General features: G+C 68.2%; 19 protein-coding genes. 10 read left to right on the forward strand and 9 right to left on the reverse strand.

The window, feature by feature from the left end; genetic code table 11:
• Positions 1 to 49: 49 nt before the first annotated feature.
• The gene (locus BLR03_RS04780) at positions 50 to 760 is read right to left on the reverse strand and encodes a FadR/GntR family transcriptional regulator (RefSeq protein ID WP_091250148.1); all 711 of its coding nucleotides are present in this window, start codon (positions 758 to 760) and stop codon (positions 50 to 52) included.
• 218 nt (positions 761 to 978) lie between these two features.
• Here BLR03_RS04780 and BLR03_RS04785 point away from each other — a divergent pair, with 218 nt between their 5' ends.
• From BLR03_RS04785 to BLR03_RS04820, 8 genes are all read left to right on the forward strand, one after another.
• A complete protein-coding gene (locus tag BLR03_RS04785; protein WP_091250151.1) occupies positions 979 to 2,466 on the forward strand; it encodes a four-carbon acid sugar kinase family protein in 1,488 nt (495 codons plus the stop codon).
• Positions 2,467 to 2,519: 53 nt separating this feature from the next.
• On the forward strand, positions 2,520 to 3,419 hold the full coding sequence (locus BLR03_RS04790; protein ID WP_091250154.1) for an NAD(P)-dependent oxidoreductase: 900 nt from the start codon (positions 2,520 to 2,522) through the stop codon (positions 3,417 to 3,419).
• A gap of 113 nt (positions 3,420 to 3,532) precedes the next feature.
• A complete protein-coding gene (locus tag BLR03_RS04795) occupies positions 3,533 to 4,999 on the forward strand; it encodes a GntP family transporter (protein ID WP_091250156.1) in 1,467 nt (488 codons plus the stop codon).
• Positions 4,999 to 5,883 (forward strand): class II fructose-bisphosphate aldolase, encoded by an 885-nt coding sequence (locus BLR03_RS04800; protein ID WP_091250159.1) that lies wholly within the window; start codon positions 4,999 to 5,001, stop codon positions 5,881 to 5,883. The genes BLR03_RS04795 and BLR03_RS04800 overlap by 1 nt, the downstream gene beginning before the upstream one ends.
• Before the next feature lie 170 nt (positions 5,884 to 6,053).
• Positions 6,054 to 7,394 carry an acyltransferase family protein gene (locus BLR03_RS04805; protein ID WP_091250162.1) on the forward strand — a complete coding sequence of 447 codons (1,341 nt, stop codon included), beginning with the start codon at positions 6,054 to 6,056 and terminating at the stop codon, positions 7,392 to 7,394.
• Positions 7,391 to 7,735, forward strand: coding sequence for a GNAT family N-acetyltransferase (locus tag BLR03_RS04810; protein ID WP_091250164.1), 345 nt, complete (start codon positions 7,391 to 7,393; stop codon positions 7,733 to 7,735). The genes BLR03_RS04805 and BLR03_RS04810 overlap by 4 nt, the downstream gene beginning before the upstream one ends.
• 142 nt (positions 7,736 to 7,877) lie before the next feature.
• Positions 7,878 to 8,639 carry a hypothetical protein gene (locus BLR03_RS04815; protein WP_091250167.1) on the forward strand — a complete coding sequence of 254 codons (762 nt, stop codon included), beginning with the start codon at positions 7,878 to 7,880 and terminating at the stop codon, positions 8,637 to 8,639.
• Positions 8,640 to 8,664: 25 nt separating this feature from the next.
• Complete coding sequence (locus tag BLR03_RS04820; protein WP_091250170.1) at positions 8,665 to 9,447, forward strand: SDR family NAD(P)-dependent oxidoreductase; 783 nt, start codon at positions 8,665 to 8,667, stop codon at positions 9,445 to 9,447.
• Between the two features lie 14 nt (positions 9,448 to 9,461).
• Here the strand turns inward: BLR03_RS04820 and BLR03_RS04825 are convergent, their stop codons facing one another.
• Both BLR03_RS04825 and BLR03_RS04830 read right to left on the reverse strand, forming a co-directional pair.
• Positions 9,462 to 10,544, reverse strand: coding sequence for an FUSC family protein (locus tag BLR03_RS04825; RefSeq protein ID WP_091250173.1), 1,083 nt, complete (start codon positions 10,542 to 10,544; stop codon positions 9,462 to 9,464).
• Between the two features lie 190 nt (positions 10,545 to 10,734).
• Positions 10,735 to 12,339, reverse strand: a complete 1,605-nt coding sequence (locus BLR03_RS04830) for an MFS transporter (RefSeq protein ID WP_091250175.1) — start codon at positions 12,337 to 12,339, stop codon at positions 10,735 to 10,737.
• Between the two features lie 370 nt (positions 12,340 to 12,709).
• Here BLR03_RS04830 and BLR03_RS04835 point away from each other — a divergent pair, with 370 nt between their 5' ends.
• Positions 12,710 to 12,967, forward strand: a complete 258-nt coding sequence (locus BLR03_RS04835) for a hypothetical protein (protein WP_091250178.1) — start codon at positions 12,710 to 12,712, stop codon at positions 12,965 to 12,967.
• Here the strand turns inward: BLR03_RS04835 and BLR03_RS04840 are convergent.
• The gene (locus BLR03_RS04840; protein WP_302846568.1) at positions 12,964 to 15,618 is read right to left on the reverse strand and encodes an ATP-dependent DNA ligase; all 2,655 of its coding nucleotides are present in this window, start codon (positions 15,616 to 15,618) and stop codon (positions 12,964 to 12,966) included. The genes BLR03_RS04835 and BLR03_RS04840 overlap by 4 nt on opposite strands.
• Before the next feature lie 40 nt (positions 15,619 to 15,658).
• On the opposite strand from BLR03_RS04840, the gene BLR03_RS04845 reads away from it, so the two are divergent.
• The gene (locus BLR03_RS04845; protein ID WP_091250181.1) at positions 15,659 to 16,675 is read left to right on the forward strand and encodes a non-homologous end joining protein Ku; all 1,017 of its coding nucleotides are present in this window, start codon (positions 15,659 to 15,661) and stop codon (positions 16,673 to 16,675) included.
• Between the two features lie 32 nt (positions 16,676 to 16,707).
• Here the strand turns inward: BLR03_RS04845 and BLR03_RS04850 are convergent, their stop codons facing one another.
• The 5 genes from BLR03_RS04850 to BLR03_RS04870 all read right to left on the reverse strand — a co-directional run bounded on the left by BLR03_RS04850 (position 16,708) and on the right by BLR03_RS04870 (position 21,600).
• The gene (locus tag BLR03_RS04850; protein ID WP_091250183.1) at positions 16,708 to 16,995 is read right to left on the reverse strand and encodes a DUF7218 family protein; all 288 of its coding nucleotides are present in this window, start codon (positions 16,993 to 16,995) and stop codon (positions 16,708 to 16,710) included.
• A gap of 377 nt (positions 16,996 to 17,372) precedes the next feature.
• Entirely contained in the window at positions 17,373 to 17,654 is a 282-nt protein-coding gene (locus tag BLR03_RS04855) for an HPr family phosphocarrier protein (protein ID WP_091250185.1), read from the reverse strand.
• 72 nt (positions 17,655 to 17,726) lie between these two features.
• A complete protein-coding gene (locus BLR03_RS04860) occupies positions 17,727 to 19,796 on the reverse strand; it encodes a PTS fructose transporter subunit IIABC (RefSeq protein ID WP_091250188.1) in 2,070 nt (689 codons plus the stop codon).
• A gap of 2 nt (positions 19,797 to 19,798) precedes the next feature.
• Complete coding sequence (locus tag BLR03_RS04865; RefSeq protein ID WP_091250190.1) at positions 19,799 to 20,785, reverse strand: 1-phosphofructokinase family hexose kinase; 987 nt, start codon at positions 20,783 to 20,785, stop codon at positions 19,799 to 19,801.
• Positions 20,782 to 21,600: a DeoR/GlpR family DNA-binding transcription regulator gene (locus BLR03_RS04870; protein ID WP_091250192.1), complete on the reverse strand. Its 819-nt coding sequence runs from the start codon at positions 21,598 to 21,600 to the stop codon at positions 20,782 to 20,784. Before BLR03_RS04870 ends, BLR03_RS04865 begins: the two co-directional genes overlap by 4 nt.
• Between the last annotated feature and the right edge of the window lie 498 nt (positions 21,601 to 22,098).

Below are 22,098 nucleotides of genomic sequence, written 5' to 3' on the forward strand. Positions count from 1 at the left end.
CTTCCACCGGGCGCGTCCGCTGTGGGCCGCCCGGACCGGTGCGTCGGTGTCAGGCGGTTCCGTCGCCCAGGACATAGGTCTTCAGATCATCCAGGGTCTGCTGCATGTGCGCGTCCATGGCATCGCGGGCGCGGTGCGGGTCCCGTGAGGCGAGGGCATCCGCGATGTTCTGGTGGTGTCCGATTGCATGCTCCTGGATGTCCGGCACCTTGGACGTTTCCGTCCGCCGCTTCTCCAGGACGCGGTGCAGCGGCTCGAACAACACGGCGACGAAGACATTGTCCGACGCCTGCAGGATGAGGTCATGGAAGGCCAGGTCCGCCTCCACGAAGGCCGCCAGATCGTTGCGCTCGTGCGCCAGCCGCATCTTTTCCACGTGCGCGCGGAGAGTCTGGATGTCCGAATCCGCCATCCGTCCGGCGGCGAGCTCGCAGGCGCCCGTCTCCAGCATCCGGCGCAGCTCGATGAGCTGAATGGCGGCGGAGGCGTCGTTTGTGCCTTCCGAGGCCGCCCGCAGCACGGCGTCCAGGGAGCCCCAGCGGTTCACCGGGTTCACGAATGTGCCCCGGCCGCGTTCCACGCTGAGAATCCGCTGGGCTTCGAGGGTCTTCATGGCCTCGCGCACGGTCATTCGGCTGACTTCGTGCCGCGAGCTGAGCTCCAGTTCGCCGGGGACGCTTGCGCCGGGCGGAAATTCGCCGGCAATGATCCGGTCCAGCAGTTCATCGGCCACTACGCCGACCAGCGATTTCCTAGCCAATTCTCCCCGTCCAGCGACTCCGCTTTGCCTGAAGCTCTGCCTGATGTTTTGTCTCATGGCATGTTCCCTGATGGCCAAGTCTACTTGCGCGTCGTTGTGCCATATGCCACACTAGCACTCGGAAATAAGATGTCTGACATCTTACATTTAGTTTTAACTGCGGTTCCCTCCCGGGCCGTAGCTTTTCACCGATAGATCCCCACACAATGGAGTGCATAGTGCCCCTCGAAGCAGACGTGCTGGCCGCTTTCCCCGCGGAAGTACAGATCCCCGCCCGGCTAGTGGCGGACAGCGTGGCGGCCTCGTCCGAGGCATCCCCCCGCGTCTTGATAGTGCTCGACGACGACCCCACCGGCACCCAGTCCGTGGCGAACCTCCCGGTTCTCACGCGCTGGGACGTGGCGGACTTCGCCTGGGCGTTCGGCTACGAAGTCGACGGCCAGCGCCAGCGCGCGGTCTACGTGCTGACCAACACCCGCAGCCTTGACCCGGCAGAGGCGGCATCCCGCAACGAGGAGATCGTCCGGAATGCCCTCGCGGCCGCCGCTTCGGCTGATCCGGCACTCCGGCTCAGCTTCGTCAGCCGCAGCGATTCCACCCTCCGCGGCCACTACCCGCTCGAACCCGACGTCATCGCCGCCACCGTCACGGCCGTCAACGGCGAGACGACGGACGGCGTCGTGATTGTTCCCGCGTTCCCCGATGCGGGCCGCGTGACCATCGGCGGCGTGCACTTCATGCGCGGCACGGGCGAGGACGCCGGACAGCTCACCCCCGTGGCCGAAACCGAATTCGCCCGGGACGCCAGCTTCGGTTTCGCCAATTCGGAGATGGCCAAGTACGTCGAGGAAAAGTCGAAGGGCCGGTTCCCCGCGGATTCGGTGATCGTGCTGGATCTGGACATCATCCGGGCCTCAAATGATCCGCTGATCTCGGCCAAGGCCATTGCCGATGCCATCGCGCCAGCCACGGACTCCACGCCGATCGTGGCGGACATCGTCACCGAAAACGATCTCCGCGCCCTGGCCCTGGGCCTGGAAGAAGCAGAGCGCCGCGGCAAGAAACTGCTCTACCGCGTAGGGCCGCCCTTTGTCCGGGCACGGATCGGCCAGGAAATCCGCACCGAACTCAGCGGCGACGAAGCATATGCCGGCAACACGCCGTCGGAAGCCGGCGGCCTGATCGTCGTCGGCTCGCATGTCGGCGTCACCACCCGCCAGCTCAATGCCCTCACCGAGCAGCACAGCGCGGCGCGGATCGTGGAGATCGACGTCGAACAGCTGCTCGGCGACAACGCGGGGGCGAACCTCGACGAAACCGTCGGCACGGTGGTCGCTGCCCTCCGCGCCGGCGACGTGATCGTCCACACCAGCCGGCTGCTGATCAAGACCTCCGACGCCGCCGAAAGCCTGCGGATCGCCCGCACCGTCTCCGCCGCCGTCGTCGCCGTGGTGAACCGCACGCTCAAGACCTTCCCGCCCCGCTTCGTGATCGCCAAGGGCGGCATCACGTCCTCGGACGTCGCCGCGCACGGCCTGGAAATCCGCCACGCAATCGTCCGCGGACCCATGCTGCCGGGCATCGTGAGCCTCTGGGAGCCGGTGGACGGCCCGGCCAAGGGCATCCCGTACGTCGTCTTCGCCGGCAACGTCGGCGACGACCAGTCCCTGGCCCAGGTCACCCGCAAGCTCAGCAGCACCTTCTGAACCCCCGCTTTCCTTCCGCCTTATTCCCCGCTTCACTTCCAATGGAGAAGATCATGACCACCGATTACAAAGTCACCGTTCTGGGCCTGGGCGCCATGGGACTGCCCATGGCCGCGCGCCTCGCCACCCGTCTGACCGTCCACGGCTTCGACATTGCCGAGCCACGCCTCGCGCTCGCCCAAGAAGCCGGGGTCCGCACCTTCAGTTCCGCCCGTGAAGCCGCCGAGGGCGCCGACGCCCTGCTGCTGGCGGTGCGCAACGGCGAACAGCTGGACGACGTCCTCTTCGGCGAGCACGGTGTGGCCGCTGTGCTGAAGCCGGGCGCCGTCGTGATCCTTGGCAGCACCGTGGGCACCGAAGCCATCCCGGCCACCGTTGCCCGCCTTGCCGAGCACGGCGTGGCCCTGGTTGACGCACCGCTCTCCGGCGGCCCGAAGCGCGCCGGCGAAGGCGACCTCCTGATCGTCGTCGGCGCCGAGCCGGCCGCCCTCGAAACCGCCCGCCCCGTCCTGGAGCTCCTCGCCTCCACACTGACCGTGGTGGGTGAGAAGCCCGGCGACGGCCAGGCCCTCAAGACCGTCAACCAGCTGCTTTGCGGCGTCCACATCGCCGCCGCTGCCGAGGCAATGGCGCTGGCAGACGCCCTGGGCCTGGACCAGGGCAAGACCCTCGCCGCCCTCGAAGCCGGCGCGGCGGGCTCCTTCATGCTCTCCAACCGCGGCCCGCGCATCCTGGAGGCCTACTCCGAGGACGGCGCCGAGGTCCTCAGCCGCCTGGACATCTTCGTCAAGGACATGGGGATTGTCGGCAAGGCCACCCGCGCCGCCGGGCTCGCCGCCCCCGTGGCCGCCGCCGCGGAGCAGCTCTACCTCCTCGGCCAGGCCCAGGGCCTCGCCGCCGCCGATGACTCCGCCGTCATCAAGGTTGTCGCACCCAGCAAGCGCACCGCCTAGACAGCTCTTCAACGGCCGGCGAGGGCGGATCCCCTCCACCGTCGCCGGCCCCCTCCCCGCCACTTTTCCCGACGACGTATCGACGACCTTCCTGTCAAAGGAGACACCCCCTCATGCCCCCCCTGCTCAATTTCCTGATGGTGCGCGCGGCCGACGCGCCCGTCATCAAGCCGGCCGTGCAGCTGGGAACTCCGCTGCTGCTGACCATCGCGGCTGCCGGCGTCGCCCTGCTGCTGATCATGATCATCCGCTTCAAGATCCAGGCCTTCGTGGCCCTGCTGACCGTCAGCATCCTGGTGGCCGTCGCCGCGCAGATCCCGCTCAAGGACGTCTTCACCGTGGTGGCCAACGGCGTGGGAAGCACCATGGGCAAGGTCGCGCTCCTCATCGCCCTCGGCGCCATCCTGGGGCGCATGATCGAAATCTCCGGCGGCGTGCAGTCCCTCGCCGACCACTTCACCGCCAAGCTCGGCGCCAGGCGCGTGGCTGTGGCTCTCACCGCCGTGGGCTTCCTCGTCGCGATTCCGGTGTTCTTCGAAGTTGGCATCATCGTGCTGGTGCCGATCGTCTACGCGTTCGCCAAGATCGCCAACGTCCACCCGGTCAAGTTCGGCCTGCCCATGGCTGGCATCATGCTGGCCATCCACGTGGCCGTGCCGCCGCACCCGGGCATTGTGGCCGGTGCCGGCGTGCTGGGCGCCGACATTGGACTGATCGCCCTGATCTCGCTGACGATCTGTGTCCCGCTGGGCTTCCTGTCCTACTGGGTTGCGTCCATCATGAACCGCAAGAACTACGATCTGCTGCCCACCGTCAAAGCCCAGGTGGACGAGTTCGGCTCCGATTCCCTGGTCCGCGTCGGTCACGAGGGCCCGGGCAGCAAAGCCATGGCCGCGCCTCGCCCCGGACTGATCATCTTCCTCATCGCCACCCCCATCGTGCTGATCCTCCTCGGCACCGTCGGCACCCTCGTGATCGACAAGAACAGCTTCTGGTACGGCGTCTCTGCTTTCGTCGGCAACCCCGTCTTCGCCCTCCTCGTCGCTGTGGCGCTCTGTTTCTTCCTCCTGGCCGTCCGCCGCCGGTGGTCGCTGACAGAAACCGGAGAAATCTTCGAAGGCGCCCTGCCCCCGATTGCCTCCATCCTTATGGTGGTCGCCGCCGGCGGCGTCTTCGGCAGCGTCCTGCAGGTCAGCGGCATCGGGACGGCGCTCTCCGAGTCCCTCGACACCCTCGGGGTGCCACTGCTGCTACTCGGCTTCATCATCTCGCTTGCCCTCCGCGCCGCCCAGGGCTCGGCCACGGTCGCGATCGTCACGACGGCCGGCCTGCTCTCCTCAGCCGTCGCCGGTGGCGGCTACACCCCGGCCCAGATTGCCGTGATCGTGATCGCCATCGGCTTCGGCGCCCTCGGCCTGTCCCACGTGACCGATGCCGGCTTCTGGGTGGTTGTGCGGTACTACGGCCTGACCGTCGCCGACGGCCTCAGGACCTGGACCGTGCTCACCACCGTGCTGGGACTGGCAGGGTTCGCTCTGACGTTCGTGGCCTGGATGCTGGTGGGAGGCCTGAGCGCCTGATGCGTACCCGACTCGACGCCCTGGTCAGTGCCGCCCTGCAGCAGGGCTCGGCCGTGCCGGCGTTCACGTGCTACGACTTCACCACCGCGCTCGCCGTTGTGCGGGCGGCCGAGGAGGCCGGCCGGGGCGCCATCCTGCTTGTCGCACCGAAGACCGCGGCCACGCCCAACGGGCTGCGGCTGATCGCCGCCCTCCGCGGGCTCGCCGACGCCGCCGGAGTACCGATTGCGGTGCAGTTGGACCACGCCGCCGATCCCCAGGTGATCGCGGACGCCGTCGCCGCGGGCGCCGACTCGGTGCTGGTCGACGGATCCTCGCTGCCCTACGACGAGAACATCGCCCTGGTCCGCGGCGTCCGTGCGGACCTCGCCGCGCAGGGCAACGCCGACGTCGTGATTGAAGCAGAACTCGGCGGACTGGCCGGCGACGAGGACCGGGCCTTCGGTACCGGCGCCGCAGACGGCGCAGGCAGCGCATCAGGGGAGGACCCCTCCGGCCTCACCGACTCCGCCCAGGTGGAGGACTTCGTGGCCCGCACGGGGGCGCAGCTGCTCGCCGTGGCCGTGGGCAACGTCCATGGAAAGTACAAGGGGGAGCCCCGGCTGCGCTGGGACGTGCTGCAGGACATCGCCGTACGGACCCGGATCCCGCTGGTCCTGCATGGCGCCTCGGGCATTCCGGCGGCGGAACTGGTCAAGGCCGCGGCCATGAACGTGGGCAAGGTCAACTTCAACACCGAGCTGCGCACCGGCGTCCTGGCCGTCCTCGAGGAACAGACCGCCGCCCACCGGGCCGACGGCGAGAACCTCCAGGCATTGCTGGGCTTGTGGGATGCCTCCGCCCGGAGTTTCGCGGCCACCGCCCTGGCGACGCTCTCCCGCTGAGAGCACCGGCAGCGGGCAGCGGCGTGCGCGACGCCACTGCCCGCCGTCGTCCCGGTCCCGGGTCCGCACCGCCTGAACGCCGGTGCGGAACCGGGCCGTAGGACCCCTCGCCGATAGGCCTCCCAAGGCCGACAATGGAGGCAACACAGCAGGCCTTTCCAGGGGGCGCCATGGTTCCACAGCAGCGGGCAGCCGGCGGCCCGGCCCCGATGCCGGACTACGACCCGGTTATTGACCTTGCCAGGTTCTTCTGCCTGACGCTGGTGGTGGTCGGACACACCATGATGGTGAGTCCCGTCCTCCACCCTGACGGGACGGTGACGAGCGAGAACACCCTGGGCAACCAGCACTGGTTTGAACCCGTCGTGTGGGTCCTCCAGATCATGCCGCTGTTCTTCGTGGCCGGCGGGATCACCGGGCTGCAGTCCTGGCGGCGGCTCCGGGCCAGGGGCGGCACTGCCTTTGATTTCATGCAGATCCGGATGCTGCGCCTGATCCGTCCGGCTGCCGTCCTGCTGGCCGTCATGTTCACTGCTCTGTCGCTAGCACTGCTCTCAGGCGTTGACCCGGAGGTCATCCAGTTGCTCACCAGTGGCGCGGGAACGCCGCTGTGGTTCCTCGCCGCGTACCTCGCCGCGCAACTCAATCTTCCCTGGCTGGCGGGTCTGCACGCCCGCGCACCCTGGCTGACCCTCGCCGGGCTCATCTCCCTGGTGGTGACGGTCGACTGCCTGCGGGGAGTGCTGCCGGACCTTGCCTACCTCAACATGGTGTTCGTGTGGTGCGCCGTCCAGCAGCTCGGATTCATCGTGGCCGACAACCGGGGGCCGAAGCCGGGCCGGACGGCACTGTTTGGCATCATCGTCGCCAGCAACCTGCTGCTGGGACTGCTCGTGCTGCTGGGGCTGTACTCCGGGAACATGCTGGTGAACCTCAACCCGCCCAACCTGACGCTGGTACTCCTGGGCATTTCGCAAGCAGCCGCCCTCCAACTTTTCCGTCCGGCGCTGTCCCGGATCGCGTCCCTGGCCTGGGTGCGCCGGCTGGTGGGCGCGGCCGGCAGGCGATCCATGACGGTCTACCTGTGGCACCTGCCCCTTCTGGCGGCGATGTCCGGGGTGCTGCTGCTGACAGATTTTCCCCAGCCGGCCGGCGGATCCGCGGCGTGGTGGTGGGGGCGGCCGCTGGTGCTGATGGCCGTCATCGCGCTGTTGCTGCCGGTAGTGGCGCTGTTTGGCCGGCTGGAGAATCGGCCGACGTCGTCCGGCCCGTCACCGAGCCGTCCGGCGGCGGCCGTGCTGCTGGCCGCCGTCGCCGTTTTTGTTCCGGCGGTCCAAGCAGCGCTCAACGGGCTCACGCTAGGGCTCCTGGGCGGCGGCGCCGGCTGCTTCGCGCTCGCGGTCGTGCTGCTGGGACGGATACCGGCCCGGCTCATTACGCCGGCTGAACGGTCCGGCGGACCAGAACCGCCATTGCCACACCCGCCATTAAGTGCCAATGTCGAACCATGACGGAGAACTCGGCAGCCACGGAAGACCCCTTCAGCCCGGACGTTGCCACCACCCGGAACGACGAGTTGCACCGCTACGAGCTCCACGTCGGCGGCAAGCTCGCCGTCCAGGTGCGCTTCATCGACCGGCCGGGTCACATCGACTTCATCCACACGGACACGTCACCGCAGTTCCAGGGGCAGGGGCTCGCGAAAGTGCTGGCGCATTTCGCCCTCGACGACGTGGTGGCCTCCGGCAAGCGGATCATCCCCAATTGCCCGTTCATGTACCGCTATCTGCGCAGGCATGAGACGTACCACCAGTACGTGGACTGGCCGGAACGGGCACCCGAGGGAGCTTAGCCCCTCGGGCATGGCGCGCCGGCCGGCAGGGGCCCGGAACTGCCATGGGCGCCGGGCCCGGCTTGTGAGCCGGGCAACAACCTCGTAAGGTTTGAGCAGAGTTATGCAGTTGGCTCTTGGACAGGTCCCTTTGGAGAACCCCATGAACCATAAACTGCGTGTGCTTGTCCGCGTGGACGTCGATCCCGCACATGTCACCCTCGAAGTCACCGGCTGCGTTACCCAGTCCGATTCCGCTGCGCTCCTGCATATCGTGCGCCGCGCGTGCCGCCTCGAAGCGGGAGCCGAGGTGGTGATCAACCTCCACGGCGCCTCCCATCTGGATCCGGAAGTGCTGCTTGACCTTCGGCGGCTCGCGGACAGCGGACCGTTGCCGGCCCCTGACGCCGGGGATTCCGCCGCGCCCGTGCCGTTCCGACTCACCCTCCACGAGCCGGCCGTTCTGCCCATCTGCCTCCTGCACGTGGGGCCCGACGCCGAAGTCCTCGCCGGACTCGAGACCGATTTATGCCCGGCCCCTGTCACCGTCTCGGCCGGCAACAGCGAACCAGCCGGACTGCTCGACGTCGGGTTCGGTTCCGGACCCGACTCCGGGCCGGGGGATGCCAACAGCCCGCTGGCCGCGGAAACCGGCGGAGTCAATGACTTCGGCACCATCAACGGGCTGGCGCTCTCGGAGTACTTCGAAGGCACGCTCGATCCAGCCGCCACGGTCCGCGCCTTGTCCGACACCGCGCTGTGCCGCCTCGCGGACGCCCTCTACCGCCACCTCGACACCAGCAGCCCGTCATTTGGCGCGCACACCTGGTACGAGCTCGCGGCCGAAGAGCTCCAGAACCGCCACCTGACGGAGGGGGAAGGCCCCGAGGAGGAAGAACTGGCGCAGGACACGGCCCTGGCCTGAGCCCGCACGAGGCTAGGCTGTCGCTATGAACCCACACACAGCGTCCACACCGGGCAGCACCGCTCTCATCACGGGCGCAACAGCGGGCCTCGGTGCCGAGTTCGCCCGCCAGCTTGCTGAGCAGGGCCACCGGGTCGTGCTTGTGGCCCGCGACGCCGGCCGCCTCGCGGCCACTGCCGCGGAGCTGGAGAACCGGTACGGCTCCGCGGCGGAGACGATCGCCGCGGACCTGACGGACGACGCCGGGATCGCCGCCGTCGTCGCGCGCCTCGCCGATCCCGCCCGGCCCGTCGAAATCCTGGTCAACAACGCGGGAATCGGGTTGCTGCGGTCCTTCGAGGACAACGACATTGCCGAGGAGAAGCGGCACCTGAAACTTCATGTTGAAACCGCCATGGAGCTGACCCATGCCGCCCTGCAGGGCATGCTCGTCCGGCAGTCCGGCAGGATCATCAACGTCGCCAGCGTGGCGGCCTTCCTGCCCCGCGGCACGTACTCGGCGGCGAAGGCGTGGCTGCTGAGTTTCTCGCGCTGGGCCAATATGGCCTACGCGGCGCGCGGGGTGCAGGTCACTGCCGTGTGCCCCGGCTTCACCCACACGGAGTTCCACGACCGGATGGGGATGGACAAGACCGTGGCGCCCCGCTGGATGTGGCTCGAGGCCCGCCAGGTGGTCAGCGAGGCCCTGGCCGATAACGCCAAGGGCAAGGCCGTCTCGATTCCCAGCAGGCGCTACAAGGTCCTGACATCGGTTTCGCGGGTGCTCCCGTCGCGGCTCGTCGCCGGACCGCCGCGCCGCGCGAAGTAAGAGCGCCGGGTTCCTCAGGGGCCGGCCGCGCGACCGCGCCGGATCAGTCTGTGCCGGATCAGTCTGGGCCGGATGAGTACGACGACGAGGATCCCGACGGCGGCGCCCACCAGCGTCTCGACGGCCCGTTCGGTCACAAGGACCTGCGGGTCGGCCGGCGCCGCAAGCTGTCCGATGAGCAGGATCACCGGGGTGAAGGAGATCATGGCGAGGCCGTAGTGCCGGGTCATGAACAGCTCCGTGCTGAACTGCAGTACGATCACCAGGCAGGCCATGACGGCAGCTGCATGGCCGGGGAAGGCCTGCAGCGGTGATCCCGGCCAAGGGAACAAGACCGCTGCCACCACCACGAGGCCCAGGAGTGTGCCGACGATCCTGTGGATGCCGCGGTAGACGCTGCTGGGCAGATCCGCCCCGGCAAGCGGCACCGCGGCGGCGGCCATGGCCCAGTGCGGGTGGCCGCTGCCGCTGAGGACACCGATGGCCCCGGCGGCGCCGACGGCGCTGACGTAGCGGGCGGCGTGAAGCCACGCGGCCCGGCGGCGTTCCCCGCGCAGTACCGTGACATCCCGCCGCCAGCCGCGCTGCCAGGTCCGGCCCCGGAACCAACCGCCAAAGCCGACGGCGATCGAGAACGCGGCCGATCCGGCGGCGATGAGGACGGCGACATGCCAGGGGACGGTGGCGGGAACGGACGCGCACGCCCCCAGTGCCAGGATCCCGAAGAAGGGGCCGGCCGGTTTCAGGGTGGTCCTGTCCGCGAACAGCGATCCCGCGCCGGCGAACACGGCCTCCGTGAGCACCAGCGCCCACGAGTGGATGTGATGGGCCGAGAGAAGGACGCCCGTTCCTACGCCGGTGAGCAGGAGGACAGCCGCCTGGCCTTGGTGCCGGAGCCTGAGCTGGTGGGGCTCGGTGCGGCCGTACATGCCGGTCAGTGCGCCGAAGACGGCGTAGGCGATCAGCTCCGGGTGCCCGCTTGCCAGCAGCACGAGGGACGGCACGGCGACGCTGATCGCCACCCGCCACGCCGACACGTGGTCTTTGTTGGCCGGGGCCAGGCTGTGCAGCGAACGCACGTGGCGCTGCAGGGACATGAGACTGCCTCTCGGCTTTCTCCGGGGTTTTCCCGGGTTCTCCGGGATTCCCCGGGGGCTGATCGGAGGGCGGACACGCCTAAGGCCTGTTCCGTATGCGTCCCCCAACGGGTAAGCATACGGAACAGGCCTCAAAGGGCGGGGCTGTTACGGAGTCCGGACTAATGCTGCCGGGCCGGGACGGGCCGGACTAGGCCCCAGCCGGGACTTTCCCGGCGTCGACGCGCCCTGTTGCCGAGTCTGCGGCCGGGGCCGGGACCATCGGCATGTCCATGTGCTCGAGGTCGATCAGCGGGTTTTCGTCCTGCGTCGCGACCAGTTCGCGGGCCTCGGCCTGGGTGTCCACGCTCGGCATGGAGCCCGGAAGCGGCATCTGGGCGGACTCCTTGAGGAAGTAGATCGCCACTGCGCCGATCGCCGAGGTGGCCATCAGGTAGTAGGCCGGCATCATGTCGTTGCCGGTTGCATTGATGAGGGCGGCCACGATGAACGGCGTGGTGCCGCCGAAGATGGCCACGGAGAAGTTGTACGCGATGCCCATGGCGCCGTAGCGGCTGGCCGTCGGGAACTGGGCCGGCAGGGCAGAGGCCAGGTTGGCCACGTAGAACGTCACCGGGAAGGCAATCAGGGAGAGGCCGGCCAGGGTGGACCAGATTTCGCCGATGCCGATGAGCAGGAACGCCGGGGTAGCCAGCACAACCGTGCTGACGGCACCGATCCACAGCACGGGGCGGCGGCCGATCCGGTCAGAGAGCTTGCCGGTCAGCGGGATGCACAGGCTCATGATGACCAGCACGGGGATGGTCAGCAGGGTGCCATGCAGCTCGTCGTAGCCCTTGGACTCCGTCAGGTACGTCGGCATGTAGGAGGTCAGGGCATAGCCGGCGGTGTTTGCCGCCGCAACCAGGATCATCGCCACGATCAGGGAGCGCCAGTATGCCTTCACGATGCCCACCGGGCCCTTGGAGGCTGCGGCGTCCGAGGCGGTGGCGTCCTTTGCCAGGCTTTCCTGGGCGTCCAGGGTGGCCTGGAACTGCGGCGATTCCTCGATCTTGCTCCGGAAGTACACGGCGATCAGGCCGAGCGGACCGGCAAGCAGGAACGGAATCCGCCAGCCCCACTGCTCCATGGTGTCCTGGCCGAGGGTCAGTTGCAGCACCGAAACGAGTGCCGCGCCAAGGGCGAAGCCGAGGTAGCTGCCCATGTCCAGGAAGCTGGCGAAGAATCCGCGCCGCTTGTCCGGGGCGTACTCGCTGACGAAGGTGGTGGCACCGGCGTATTCGCCGCCGGTGGAAAAGCCCTGGATGACCTTGAACAGGACCAGCAGGACCGCGGCCCAGATGCCGATTTGGGCATAGCCGGGCAGGAGCCCGACGGCGAAGGTGCTGGCGGCCATGATCATCAGGGTCGCGGCGAGCACCTTCTGGCGGCCGACCTTGTCGCCGAGCCAGCCGAACACGACGCCGCCGAGGGGGCGGGCGATGAAGGTGGCGGCAAAGGTTCCCAGCAGGAACAGGGTCTGGACGGATTTGTCCGCGTCCGGCAGGAACACCGGTCCCATGGTGGTGATCAGGTAGCCGAACACGCCGACGTCGTACCATTCCATGGTGTTACCCACGATGGTGCCGCCGAGCGCTTTCTTGAGCATCGGCTGGTCGACAACGTTGACGTCGGACTCACGGAGTCGACGGCGACGCAGCTTTGGTTTCTTCGCACCCTTGGGTGCCACTTGGTTGGTTCCGCTGGCGCTCAAAACGCCTGCTGAAGAGTCGGTCATGCTTCGGTCTGTGGGCATTTGGGCCACTCCTATGGAGGTCATTTGCTTGCGACTTGTAGCTGCCCCGCTCTGGGCAGGCCTTCAATTTTACGGGATTTCTCTGGAGTTTCCGAGTTCGGTGCCGTATCATCCCGCATTTGAGGTTCTATTTGGGGGCAATTGTCCACATTCTTTTGCCCTGTTTCACCGCGCGGTTACTGGGAACCGGCACTGCCCGCGGTGCCGCGGCCAAAATCTTCCGCGCCAGCCCCCGCAAACCCTTGTTTTGGGCCGGATTCAGGCCGAAAGGAAGTCCGCCGGCACCTGCTACAGACATCTCATCCCAGCAGTCCTACGATTGATGAACACTTCATTTCACAGCGGTTATTTACAGCGGAAAGGAAGATCGATGGCGGATCATCAGTTCGGAGAAGAAATCGAGCCCGAGGTTGCGAGCCATCTGGCGCAGTCGATGGATGAGGCTCCCGGACCGGAGGCCTTACACCACGTTCCCCCGGCGGCAGCCCAGGGACAGCAATGGCCGGACGGCAGCGGCAAACACCGTCATCCCAAGGACCGTGACACCACCCGCGGACGGCAAGGCCAGCAGGTGGCCGACGCGGCAATCCACCGGCAGAGCCGTCCGCAGATGCCCCACCACGACTAAGGTCCCGCGGCAGGACCGGCAACAGGTTCGACCACAACGTCGGCTGGCGTCTTGTCCAGGCGCCAGCCGCGCCACACCGGGTGCCGCAGCTTCCCGCCCCCGGTCCAATCCCCGTAGCTGACCTCGCCGACGAGTTTTGCGCTCACCCAATGCGCGTCTGCGGCATCGGCGTCCGGCACCTCCCTGAACGGGGAAGTCTTCCGGGGCAGGGCGTCCAATTGTTGCCGGAGTTCCTCCAGTTCACGGGTGCTGAAGCCGCTGCCCACGCGCCCCACGTACCGGAGCTTCGAGCCATCCGGGATCCCCAGCAGCAGCGAGCCCACGGATTGCCGGCGCTCGCCGTTGCCGGTTCGCCAGCCGCCCACCACCACTTCCTGGGTCCGCTCCAGCTTGAGCTTGAGCCAGGACCGGCTGCGCTGGCCGACATAGCGGCCGTCCGTGCGCTTGGCCATGACCCCCTCCAGTCCCAGCTCAGCGACGCTTTCCAGGATGTGCCTGACGCTGATTTTGTGCGCGTCGCCGACGTCGATGATGCCGGAGAGCTCGACGCGGGCCCCGGAGGGGCGGAAGAAGCGCTCGAGCCGGAGCCGGCGCTCGCTGAGCGGCAGGGGCCGCAGATCATCGCCGGCGTCGAAGAGGAGATCGAACAACATCAGCCGCACCGGCGTCGAGTCCTGCGCTCGTGCGACGTCGGCGGCCTTGGTCAGTTTCATGCGGCCCTGCAGCAGGCCGAAGTCCGGTCGGCCGGTGCGCCCGACGGCGATGATCTCGCCGTCCGCGACGAAGTCCTGTTCCGGCCAGAGGGGCCGGTCCGTCAGTTCCGGGTAGCTCGCGGACATGTCGTTGCCGTTGCGGCTGACGAGCCTGACGGTCGTCGCATCGCCGATGACCAGGGCCCGGATGCCATCCCACTTGAGCTCGACCTGCCAGTTCTTGTCCGCGAGGTCGGCAGCGGTCCCGGCGCTGGCCAGCATGGGGCTGAAGCCGGAGACACCGGGTGCGGGTGCAGGGTGCGGGACCTGTGCCCGGCCTGGTGGCGGGTCAAGTTCCGGGGCCGCCGGCTCCCCGGGGGAGTCCCCGGGCGCGGCCTCCTGCCCGCCGTCCGGCGCGGCGTCCTGTCCCGGGTCGTGCCCGCGCTCCTGCCCTGTCTCTTGGTCTGCGGGCGCTGCTGCCCGGTGTCCCTTGTGCGGCCCCGCCGGGTCCATCAGGTGGATGAGCCACTGGTCGTCGGCCTGGCCGGTGTGAATCAGGGCGAACCTGCGGGTGCCGCCGAGGCCGCCGCCTTCTGCGCCGGTCAGCGTGGCAATGACCTCCTTGCCGGCGATCCACTTTTCGCAGTCGTAGTAGCCGCGGTCCCAGACGCTGACCGTCCCGGCGCCGTACTGGCCTTTGGGAATGACTCCCTCGAAGTCCGCGTAGTCCAGCGGATGGTCCTCGGTCTGGACCGCGAGGTGGTTGGTGGCCTTGCTGGTGGGGACGCCCTTGGGCAACGCCCAGGACACCAGCACGCCGTCGCGTTCAAGGCGGAAGTCGTAGTGCAGCCGGCTGGCGTGGTGCTCCTGGATGACAAACGACTCGCGGAGCAGACCGGCGCCAGCGCCGGCGGCGCGGGCGTCCGGCGCGAAGGGTTCGGGGGTGGCGTTCGCGTCCCGCTTCGCGCGGTAGGACTCAAGCCGAGGATCGGCGGCGCTGCCGCCTGAGACCGCGGCGAACGGGTCCTTGCCGGACTGCACGCGCTTCATGACCTCGCGGTAGTCCAGTTGGCGCAGGGACGCGGAGCTGAGCTCCCGCCAGGTCCGCGGCGCCGCCACGGTGGGCCGCAGCCGCCCGCGCAGCGAGTAGGGCGCGATCGTGGTCTTCGCCGCGCTGTTCTGGCTCCAGTCGACCAGGACCTTCCCGGTGCGCAGGGTCTTCTTCATGTCGCTGACCACCAGGTCCGGATGGTCCGCTTCCAGGGCGCGGGCCAGTTCATGGGCGAAGTCCGAGATCTGTTCAGAGCCCCGGGTTCCGTCCAGTGCGGCGTAGAGATGGATGCCTTTGCTTCCGCTGGTCACGGGGACGGGGTCCAGGCCGACGTCCTGCAGGATGGCGCGGGCCAGTTTGGCCACTTCCGCGCATTCGGCCAGGCCGGCCCCGTCGCCGGGGTCCAGGTCCAGAACCATCCGGTCCGGCGGCAGGGCCCGGCCGTGCGAATCCACCCGCCACTGGGGGACATGGATTTCGAGGGCGGCGATCTGGGCGAGCCAGGCGAGGGTGGCGGCATCGTTGACCAGGGGGTACTGGTTGGTGTGCTCTTTGTGCTTGATGGCCGCCCGGGAAATCCAGCCGGGTGCCGATTCGTCCAGATTTTTCTGGAAGAACACTTGTCCCGGCTCCTCGGCCGTTCCCACGCCGTGGACCCAGCGTTTCCGGGTGGCCGGCCGGTTCCGGACCGCAGGGATCAGCACCGGCGCGACGGCGGCGTAGTAGGCCAGGACGTCTGCCTTGATGGTGCCGGTTTCCGGGTACATGACCTTGTCCAGATTGGTCAGGACGAGCTCGCGGCCCTCCACGAGGACCCGTTGACGGCCGTTTGCCGGGGGAGTGTTGTCCCGTTGGGCTTCCTGCCTGGCGGCCGGCTGCGCGGCCGGCTGTGTGGTTCGCTCAGCCAACAGTCTTCACCTCCGAACCGCTCTGGTGTTCACTAGTCCCATGAGAGCCATCTGGAAGGGCGCGATCGCATTCGGGCTGGTCAACGTCCCCGTCAAGGTCTACAGCGCGACGGAGGACCACGACATCAGCCTGCACCAGGTCCACAACGCCGACGGCGGACGGATCCGCTACCAGCGCCGCTGCGAGGTCTGCAGCAAGATCATCGACTACGAGGACATCGACAAGGCCTACGAAGACGACGGCCGCACAGTGATCCTGACCCGGGAGGAACTGAAGTCCATCCCCGCGGAGAACAGCCACGAGATCGACGTCGTGCAGTTCGTCCCGGCGGACCAGCTCGATCCCATCATGTTCGAGAAGAGCTACTACCTGGAACCGGACTCCAAGTCGCCCAAGGCCTATGTGCTGTTGCGCCGGGCCCTCGAGGACACCGACCGGGTGGCTATCGTTCAGTTTGCACTGCGGGAAAAGACCAGGCTGGGGGCCCTGCGGATCCGCGGCGACATCCTGATGCTGCAGTCGCTGCTCTGGGCCGACGAAGTGCGCGAGGCCAGCTTCCCGGCCCTCGAAACCTCGATCCGCATCTCCGCCCAGGAACGCGAAATGTCCGCCGCCCTGGTGGATTCGATGGCCGCGGACTTTGACCCCGAACAGTTCACGGACGACTACCAGCTCCAGCTCCGCCAGCTCATCGACGCGAAGCTGGAGAAGGGGGAGTCCCTGGACACCGAAGAAACGTTTGGCGCCGCCGCTGCCGAAACCGGCACCGGCGAAGTGATTGACCTGATGGAGGCCCTCAAACGGAGCCTGGAGAAGAAACGCGGAGGTGGGCCGGCGGCCGCCGGGAGCGGGTCGAAGGCCGCGGTCGAGGCGCCGGCCAAGGCACCGGCCCGGGCCGCCTCCAAGGCTGCCGCCACGAAGACCGGAACAGGCGGCGCCACTGAAAGCAGCGGCGGCGAAAGCAGGACCGCCACCGCGAAAGGCGCGGCGCCTAAGGCGGCTCCCAAAGCGACGCCGTCCAAGACCACGGCGGCAAGGGCGCGCAAGGGCGCCTGAGGCCGTGGACGGGGATGCCGCGGCCATCAGACTCAGGAGTTCCGCAGGGCGGAGATGAGCTCGCTCTTCTTCTTGGCCGAGTAGCCCTTGAGGCCGATCTCTTTGGCCCGTTCCTTGAGCTGAGGGACCGTCCAGTCCTCGTAGTCCCCGGCCTTGCCGCCCTTGCGGCCCACCGCGGACCGGCCGCGCTTCGCCGCCGCATTGGAGATCCGGGCGGCCTTCTGTTTTGATGCGCCGTCCTCGACCAGCTTCTCGTAGAGCTCGGGGTCCTTGATGCTCGGGCTCTCTGAACCGCGGGGTTCGCCCTTCTTCGTCGGCATGGCTACCGCCCCCGGGTCTCGTCAGCGGCCGGTCCGGCGGCGATCTCCATGAACGGCGGCCGCCGGCGTCGGGTGGCCGGCGCGGTTACCTCCGCCCCGATGCTCTTCTGTACGCGTGTCACGCGATCATCTCCTTCGGCTGGGAACCATTCCGCGACGGCCCGCGGACGCTGCCGCCGCGGATTCCAAACTAGCCGCGCCGCCGGGCGGTGACAAGCACTTACTAAGCCCACTGACAAAAATCGCGAATAGCGCACAGGGCCCCGGCGATGCCCGGGAACACGAAGGCCCGGCGCGCCCCCTCGTCGGGGGCGGCCGGGCCTTCTGATGCTGCTTGTTACTGCCGGGTGTCCGGGCGCGGGCGCCGGACGGTGCGGCTATTCGGCGTCGTGATCCGTCTCAAGGATCTGCACGAGGCGATCCAGGGCGGCGTCGGCGCCTTCGCCCTCGGCACGCAACACCACAACCTCGCCGTGCGAAGCGCCCAGGCTCATCAGCGACAGGATGCTGGCGGCGTCCATGGCCTCGTCCTCCGGCTCGCCCAGGCGGGCGATCGTGATCTCGAGGTGGTCGAACTCGCCCGCAGCCTCGGCGAAGATGGCGGCCGGGCGGGCGTGCAGCCCGACGCGGCTGGCAATGGTGGCGTTACGTTCGGTCATTTCTGCTCCTTGATGTCAGCTTAGGTGTTTATCAGCTGTGAATATCTGCTTGGAAAGTCGCCTTGGACTGGCTTAGGCGGCTACGGGAACCGTTTCCACCGTATCAACCGGCTTCTTAACTGCCCAGCGCTTGAGCCCGATCACGGCGAAGGCACTCACGACCGTACCGGCTGCGATCGCGACGACGAACCACAGGAAGGGATCGATCGCGAAGAAGACGAAGATTCCGCCGTGCGGGGCCTTCGATCCCACCCCTGCTGCCATCGAGATGGCACCGGTCACGGCGCCGCCAAGCATGCTGGCGGGGATGACGCGGAGCGGGTCGGCGGCGGCGAAGGGGATGGCGCCTTCGGAGATGAACGAGGCTCCCAGCAGCCAGGCGGCCTTGCCGTTTTCCTGTTCCGCCAGGCTGAAGAGTCGCTTGTTCAGCACGGTCGAGGCCAGCGCCATGGCCAGCGGCGGGACCATGCCGGAGGCCATGACGGCCGCCATGATCTGCCACGGGGCCTGGTTGGTGATGGACGCCGCGCCCAGGCCGGCGACGGCGAAGGAGTAGGCCACCTTGTTGACCGGACCGCCGAGGTCGAAGCACATCATCAGGCCCAGGACAATGCCCAGGGCGATGGCGCTGGCGCCGGTCAGGCCGGCCAGGAAGTTGTTGAGCCCGGTGGTGACGGCGGCGACGTACCTGCCGAGGAACACGAACAGAATGCCCGATGCCACGAGCGACGCCACGAGCGGGATGATAACCACCGGCATCAGGCCGCGCAGCCAGCGGGGCACATTGAGCTTGCCGATCGAATGCGCCACGTAGCCGGCGAGCAGGCCGCCCACAATGCCGCCGAGGAAGCCTGCGCCCATGAAGACGGCAACGGCGCCGGACACGAAGCCCGGGGCGATACCGGGCCGGTCAGCGATGCCGTAGGCGATGTAGCCGGCCAGTGCGGGCACGAGGAAGCCCAGGGACAGGGCACCGATCTTGAAGAACACGGCACCCAGGTACGCGCCCAGCGGGCCCCACGCCAGGTCCGGGTACACGGTGGGCAGATTGAAGAGGCTGTTCTCTGCCAGGATCTTGTCCGCGAAGCCGGTGATGGTGTAGCCGCCCAGCAGGAAGCCGAGGGCGATCAGCAGACCGCCGCCTGCCACGAACGGGATCATGTAGCTGACACCTGTGAGCAGCGCCTTCTTCAGCTTCGTGCCGATGTGCTCGCCCTTTTCCTCGGCCTCGTGTTCGGCCTGTTCCTCGGCGCCGAAGTGGGGCACACGGCGGGCATGCGGGTTGTCCGCGGCGGCGAGTGCTTCCGCGACCATCTTGTCCGGTTCGTCGATGCCGCGCTTGACCGGTGCGTTGATCACCGGCATGCCGGCGAAGCGCTCCTTGCCGCGCACGTCCACGTCCACCGCGAAGATCACGGCGTCGGCGGCGGCGATCACGGCGGGGTCAAGGGCCTTGGCGCCGGAGGCCCCCTGGGTTTCCACCTGCAGGTCCACACCGACTTCCTTGGCCGCGGCGACGAGCGAGTCGGCGGCCATATAGGTGTGCGCGATCCCGGTGGGGCACGCGGTGACGGCGACCAGGCGCTTGGGGCCCTTGGCCTTCGCGGCAGCGGTGCTTTCCCCGGCCGTGCCAGCGGCGGCAGCGGCCGGCGCGGCAGCGGCCGGCGCGGCAGCGGCGTGGGCGGAAGGCTTGTCCGCCAGTGCGGCTTCGACGAGCTCGACGATCTCCGCCGGGGAGGTCGCCGCGCGCAGGCTGGCCGTGAAGTCCTTCTTGATCAGTGACCGTGCCAGCTTCGACAGCAGCTTCAGGTGCTCCTGGTCCGCGCCCTCAGGCGCGGCAATGAAGAAGATCAGGTCCGCGGGGCCGTCCTTGGCGCCGAAGTCGACCGGCTGGGACAGCCGCGCCATCGCCAGGGTGGCCTCGGTGACCGCCGTCGAGCGGCAGTGCGGGATTGCGATGCCACCAGGGACACCCGTGGCGGTCTTGGACTCCCGGGCGAAGGCGTCGGCGAAGAGGCCTTCAACCTCGGTGGCGCGTCCGTTGGCCGCAACCCTGCCTGCCAGGTGCCGGATCACGTCCTCGGGCGAGCTGCCCAGATTCTGGTCGAGCTCGACCAGTTCGGTAGTAATGAGCTGTGTCACTGTCAATCCTTCCGGAGGGCCGTGATGGTTACGGCATCAGGGGTGGTTTGGTTGACTGCCGGGACAGTGGAGCCAGGCAGGGAAGCGGCGGCGGCACCATGGGCCACCGCCTGACGGAGGCAATCGGCCGGGGCGGCGCCCTGGCTGGAGGCGAGCAGGTATCCGGCCAGCGAGGAATCGCCGGCGCCGACAGTGCTGACCGCGGTGACCGGCGGATGCGTGGCAAGCCACGCGCCGTCGGCCGTCACAAGAACGGCACCCTTGGAGCCGAGGGTGGCCAGTACGGCACCCACGCCGGAGCGCACGACGGCGGCGGCGGCTGCTGCTGCAGCCTCCGGGTCCGCTTCGAGTTCCTCGGCGGATTTGTGCGTGGCGAAGCCGGCTGCCGCAGCCAATTCCGCCAGTTCCTCGGCGTTGGGTTTCAAGAGGTCCGGCTTTCCCGAGGCGTCGCCGGAGACCGCTGCGGCGAGAGGTTCGCCGGAGGAGTCGACGGCGACCCGGGGTGCGGCCTCGCCATCAAACAGGGAACGCAGCCGCCGGGTGACGGTCGCGTAGAAGTCGGCCGGAACTCCGGGTGGGAGCGAGCCGGCTAGGACAACCCAGGCGGCACCGCGGGCGTGGTCCAGCAACAGGCTGATCAGGGCCTCCTGCTGGTCCTCGCTGAGGACCGGTCCGGGTTCGTTGATCTTGGTGGTGATGCCGCCGGGCTCGGTGAGGGCCACGTTGCTGCGCAGCGGTTCGCCGATCGGGAGGGCAGCGAACGGCACCTCAGTATCCCGCAGCCCGGCGAGGACGGGATCGGCCTCGGCGCCGGGAAGGACGGCGATGGTTTTGAGCCCGGAGGCCACGAGGGCGCGGGAGACATTGACTCCCTTGCCGCCGGATTCCTGGCGGACGGAGACGGCCCGCTGTACTTCCCCGCGGAGGAGGGGGCCGGGCAGCGCCACGGTGCGGTCCAGGCTGGGGTTGGCGGTGAGGGTGACAATCACGCGACCACCACCTCCACTCCGGCTTCCGCAAGGGCGTCGGCGAGTTCCCGGCTAGGTTGCGTGTCTGTGATCACGGTGTCCAGATCTTTCAACGAGGCGAACTGGACCAGCGTCTCTGCATCCAGCTTGGAGGAATCAGCCAGCACCACAATGCGGCGCGCTGATTGGACGAAGGCCGCCTTGACGGCGGCTTCTTCAGGATCGGGTGTGCTCAGCCCGAAGGCTGCATGGATGCCGTTGGTGCCGATGAACGCGATGTCCGGCCGGATCCGGCGCGCGGCCTCCACCGTGGACTGGCCGACCGCGGCCTGGGTCAGCCCGCGGACCTTGCCGCCGAGCAGGTGCAGGGCGATGCCCGGTTCGCCGGACAGCCGGGAGGCGATGGGCAGGGAGTGGGTGATGACGACGAGTTCGGCCTCGGGCCCAGTCGCCGGGAGGCTGCCCGTTGCGGCGGCCCCGGCGGCCCGGGCGGCCAGGAGTTCGGCGAGGGCCTCCGTGGTGGAGCCGGCGTCGATCAGGATGCTGCCGCTGAGGCTCTGGGGAATCAGGGCCAGGGCGGCCTCGGCGATGCGGGTCTTTTCGGGCTGCCGCTGCACGGTCCGCTCCAGGATGCTTTCTTCCGTGGTGCTGAAGCGGTCCGGGGAGACCGCGCCGCCGTGCACCCGGCGGACGCTGCCGGCCGCTTCCAGGGCGGCGAGGTCCCGGCGGATGGTTTCGGTGGTGATGCTGAAGCGCTCGGCCAGGTCAGTGACGCTGGCCCGGCCGCTGGCGTAGATGAGCCCCACGATCAGCTGCTGGCGTTCTTCGGCGAACACTTACCCTCCATTGCGTACTGCGTCTGACTTGGTTCTTGTTCTGCGTTCCCGGGGCTTCAGTGACTCCCATCACATGAAGTGGAATTGTTTGACTTTATCTTTGTTCTTGTTGGTTTGTCAATGAAAAACAACATGAACGCAGAAGTGGTGCGTGGGCCCCCGCGGGACATGTCCAGTGCTCGCGCCGAGGGATGGGCAGGATGGGACTATGTCCGTTGCTCGCGCCGGGGGTTGGGCATGTGCTGCGCTCGGGCCGGGTTCCGGGGGACATGTCCGGTGATGGTGTCGGGGATTGGACGTGTGCGCTCTGGGCTGACGTTCGGGCGTGTGCTGCGCTCGGGCTGGGCCTGCGAGCGGGAGATCCGGGGGACATGTCCAGTGCTCGCGCCGGGGAGTGGGCATCTTGGGTATATGTCCGTTGCTCGCGCCGGGGGTTGGGCATGTGCTGCGCTCGGGCCGGGCTCCGGGGGGCATGTCCAGTGGTGGTGTCGAGGATTG

Origin of the sequence: Arthrobacter sp. ok909 (assembly GCF_900104405.1) — a bacterium.
Classification (GTDB): domain Bacteria; phylum Actinomycetota; class Actinomycetes; order Actinomycetales; family Micrococcaceae; genus Arthrobacter; species Arthrobacter humicola.

Coding starts and splice junctions, on each gene's coding strand:
- BLR03_RS04790 (WP_091250154.1), top strand. CDS start 2,520: ATGACCACCGATTACAAAGTCACCGTTCTGGGCCTGGGCGCCATGGGA.
- BLR03_RS04795 (WP_091250156.1), top strand. CDS start 3,533: ATGCCCCCCCTGCTCAATTTCCTGATGGTGCGCGCGGCCGACGCGCCC.
- BLR03_RS04800 (WP_091250159.1), top strand. CDS start 4,999: ATGCGTACCCGACTCGACGCCCTGGTCAGTGCCGCCCTGCAGCAGGGC.
- BLR03_RS04805 (WP_091250162.1), top strand. CDS start 6,054: ATGGTTCCACAGCAGCGGGCAGCCGGCGGCCCGGCCCCGATGCCGGAC.
- BLR03_RS04810 (WP_091250164.1), top strand. CDS start 7,391: ATGACGGAGAACTCGGCAGCCACGGAAGACCCCTTCAGCCCGGACGTT.
- BLR03_RS04815 (WP_091250167.1), top strand. CDS start 7,878: ATGAACCATAAACTGCGTGTGCTTGTCCGCGTGGACGTCGATCCCGCA.
- BLR03_RS04820 (WP_091250170.1), top strand. CDS start 8,665: ATGAACCCACACACAGCGTCCACACCGGGCAGCACCGCTCTCATCACG.
- BLR03_RS04825 (WP_091250173.1), bottom strand. CDS start 10,544: ATGTCCCTGCAGCGCCACGTGCGTTCGCTGCACAGCCTGGCCCCGGCC.
- BLR03_RS04830 (WP_091250175.1), bottom strand. CDS start 12,339: ATGCCCACAGACCGAAGCATGACCGACTCTTCAGCAGGCGTTTTGAGC.
- BLR03_RS04835 (WP_091250178.1), top strand. CDS start 12,710: ATGGCGGATCATCAGTTCGGAGAAGAAATCGAGCCCGAGGTTGCGAGC.
- BLR03_RS04845 (WP_091250181.1), top strand. CDS start 15,659: ATGAGAGCCATCTGGAAGGGCGCGATCGCATTCGGGCTGGTCAACGTC.
- BLR03_RS04850 (WP_091250183.1), bottom strand. CDS start 16,995: ATGCCGACGAAGAAGGGCGAACCCCGCGGTTCAGAGAGCCCGAGCATC.
- BLR03_RS04855 (WP_091250185.1), bottom strand. CDS start 17,654: ATGACCGAACGTAACGCCACCATTGCCAGCCGCGTCGGGCTGCACGCC.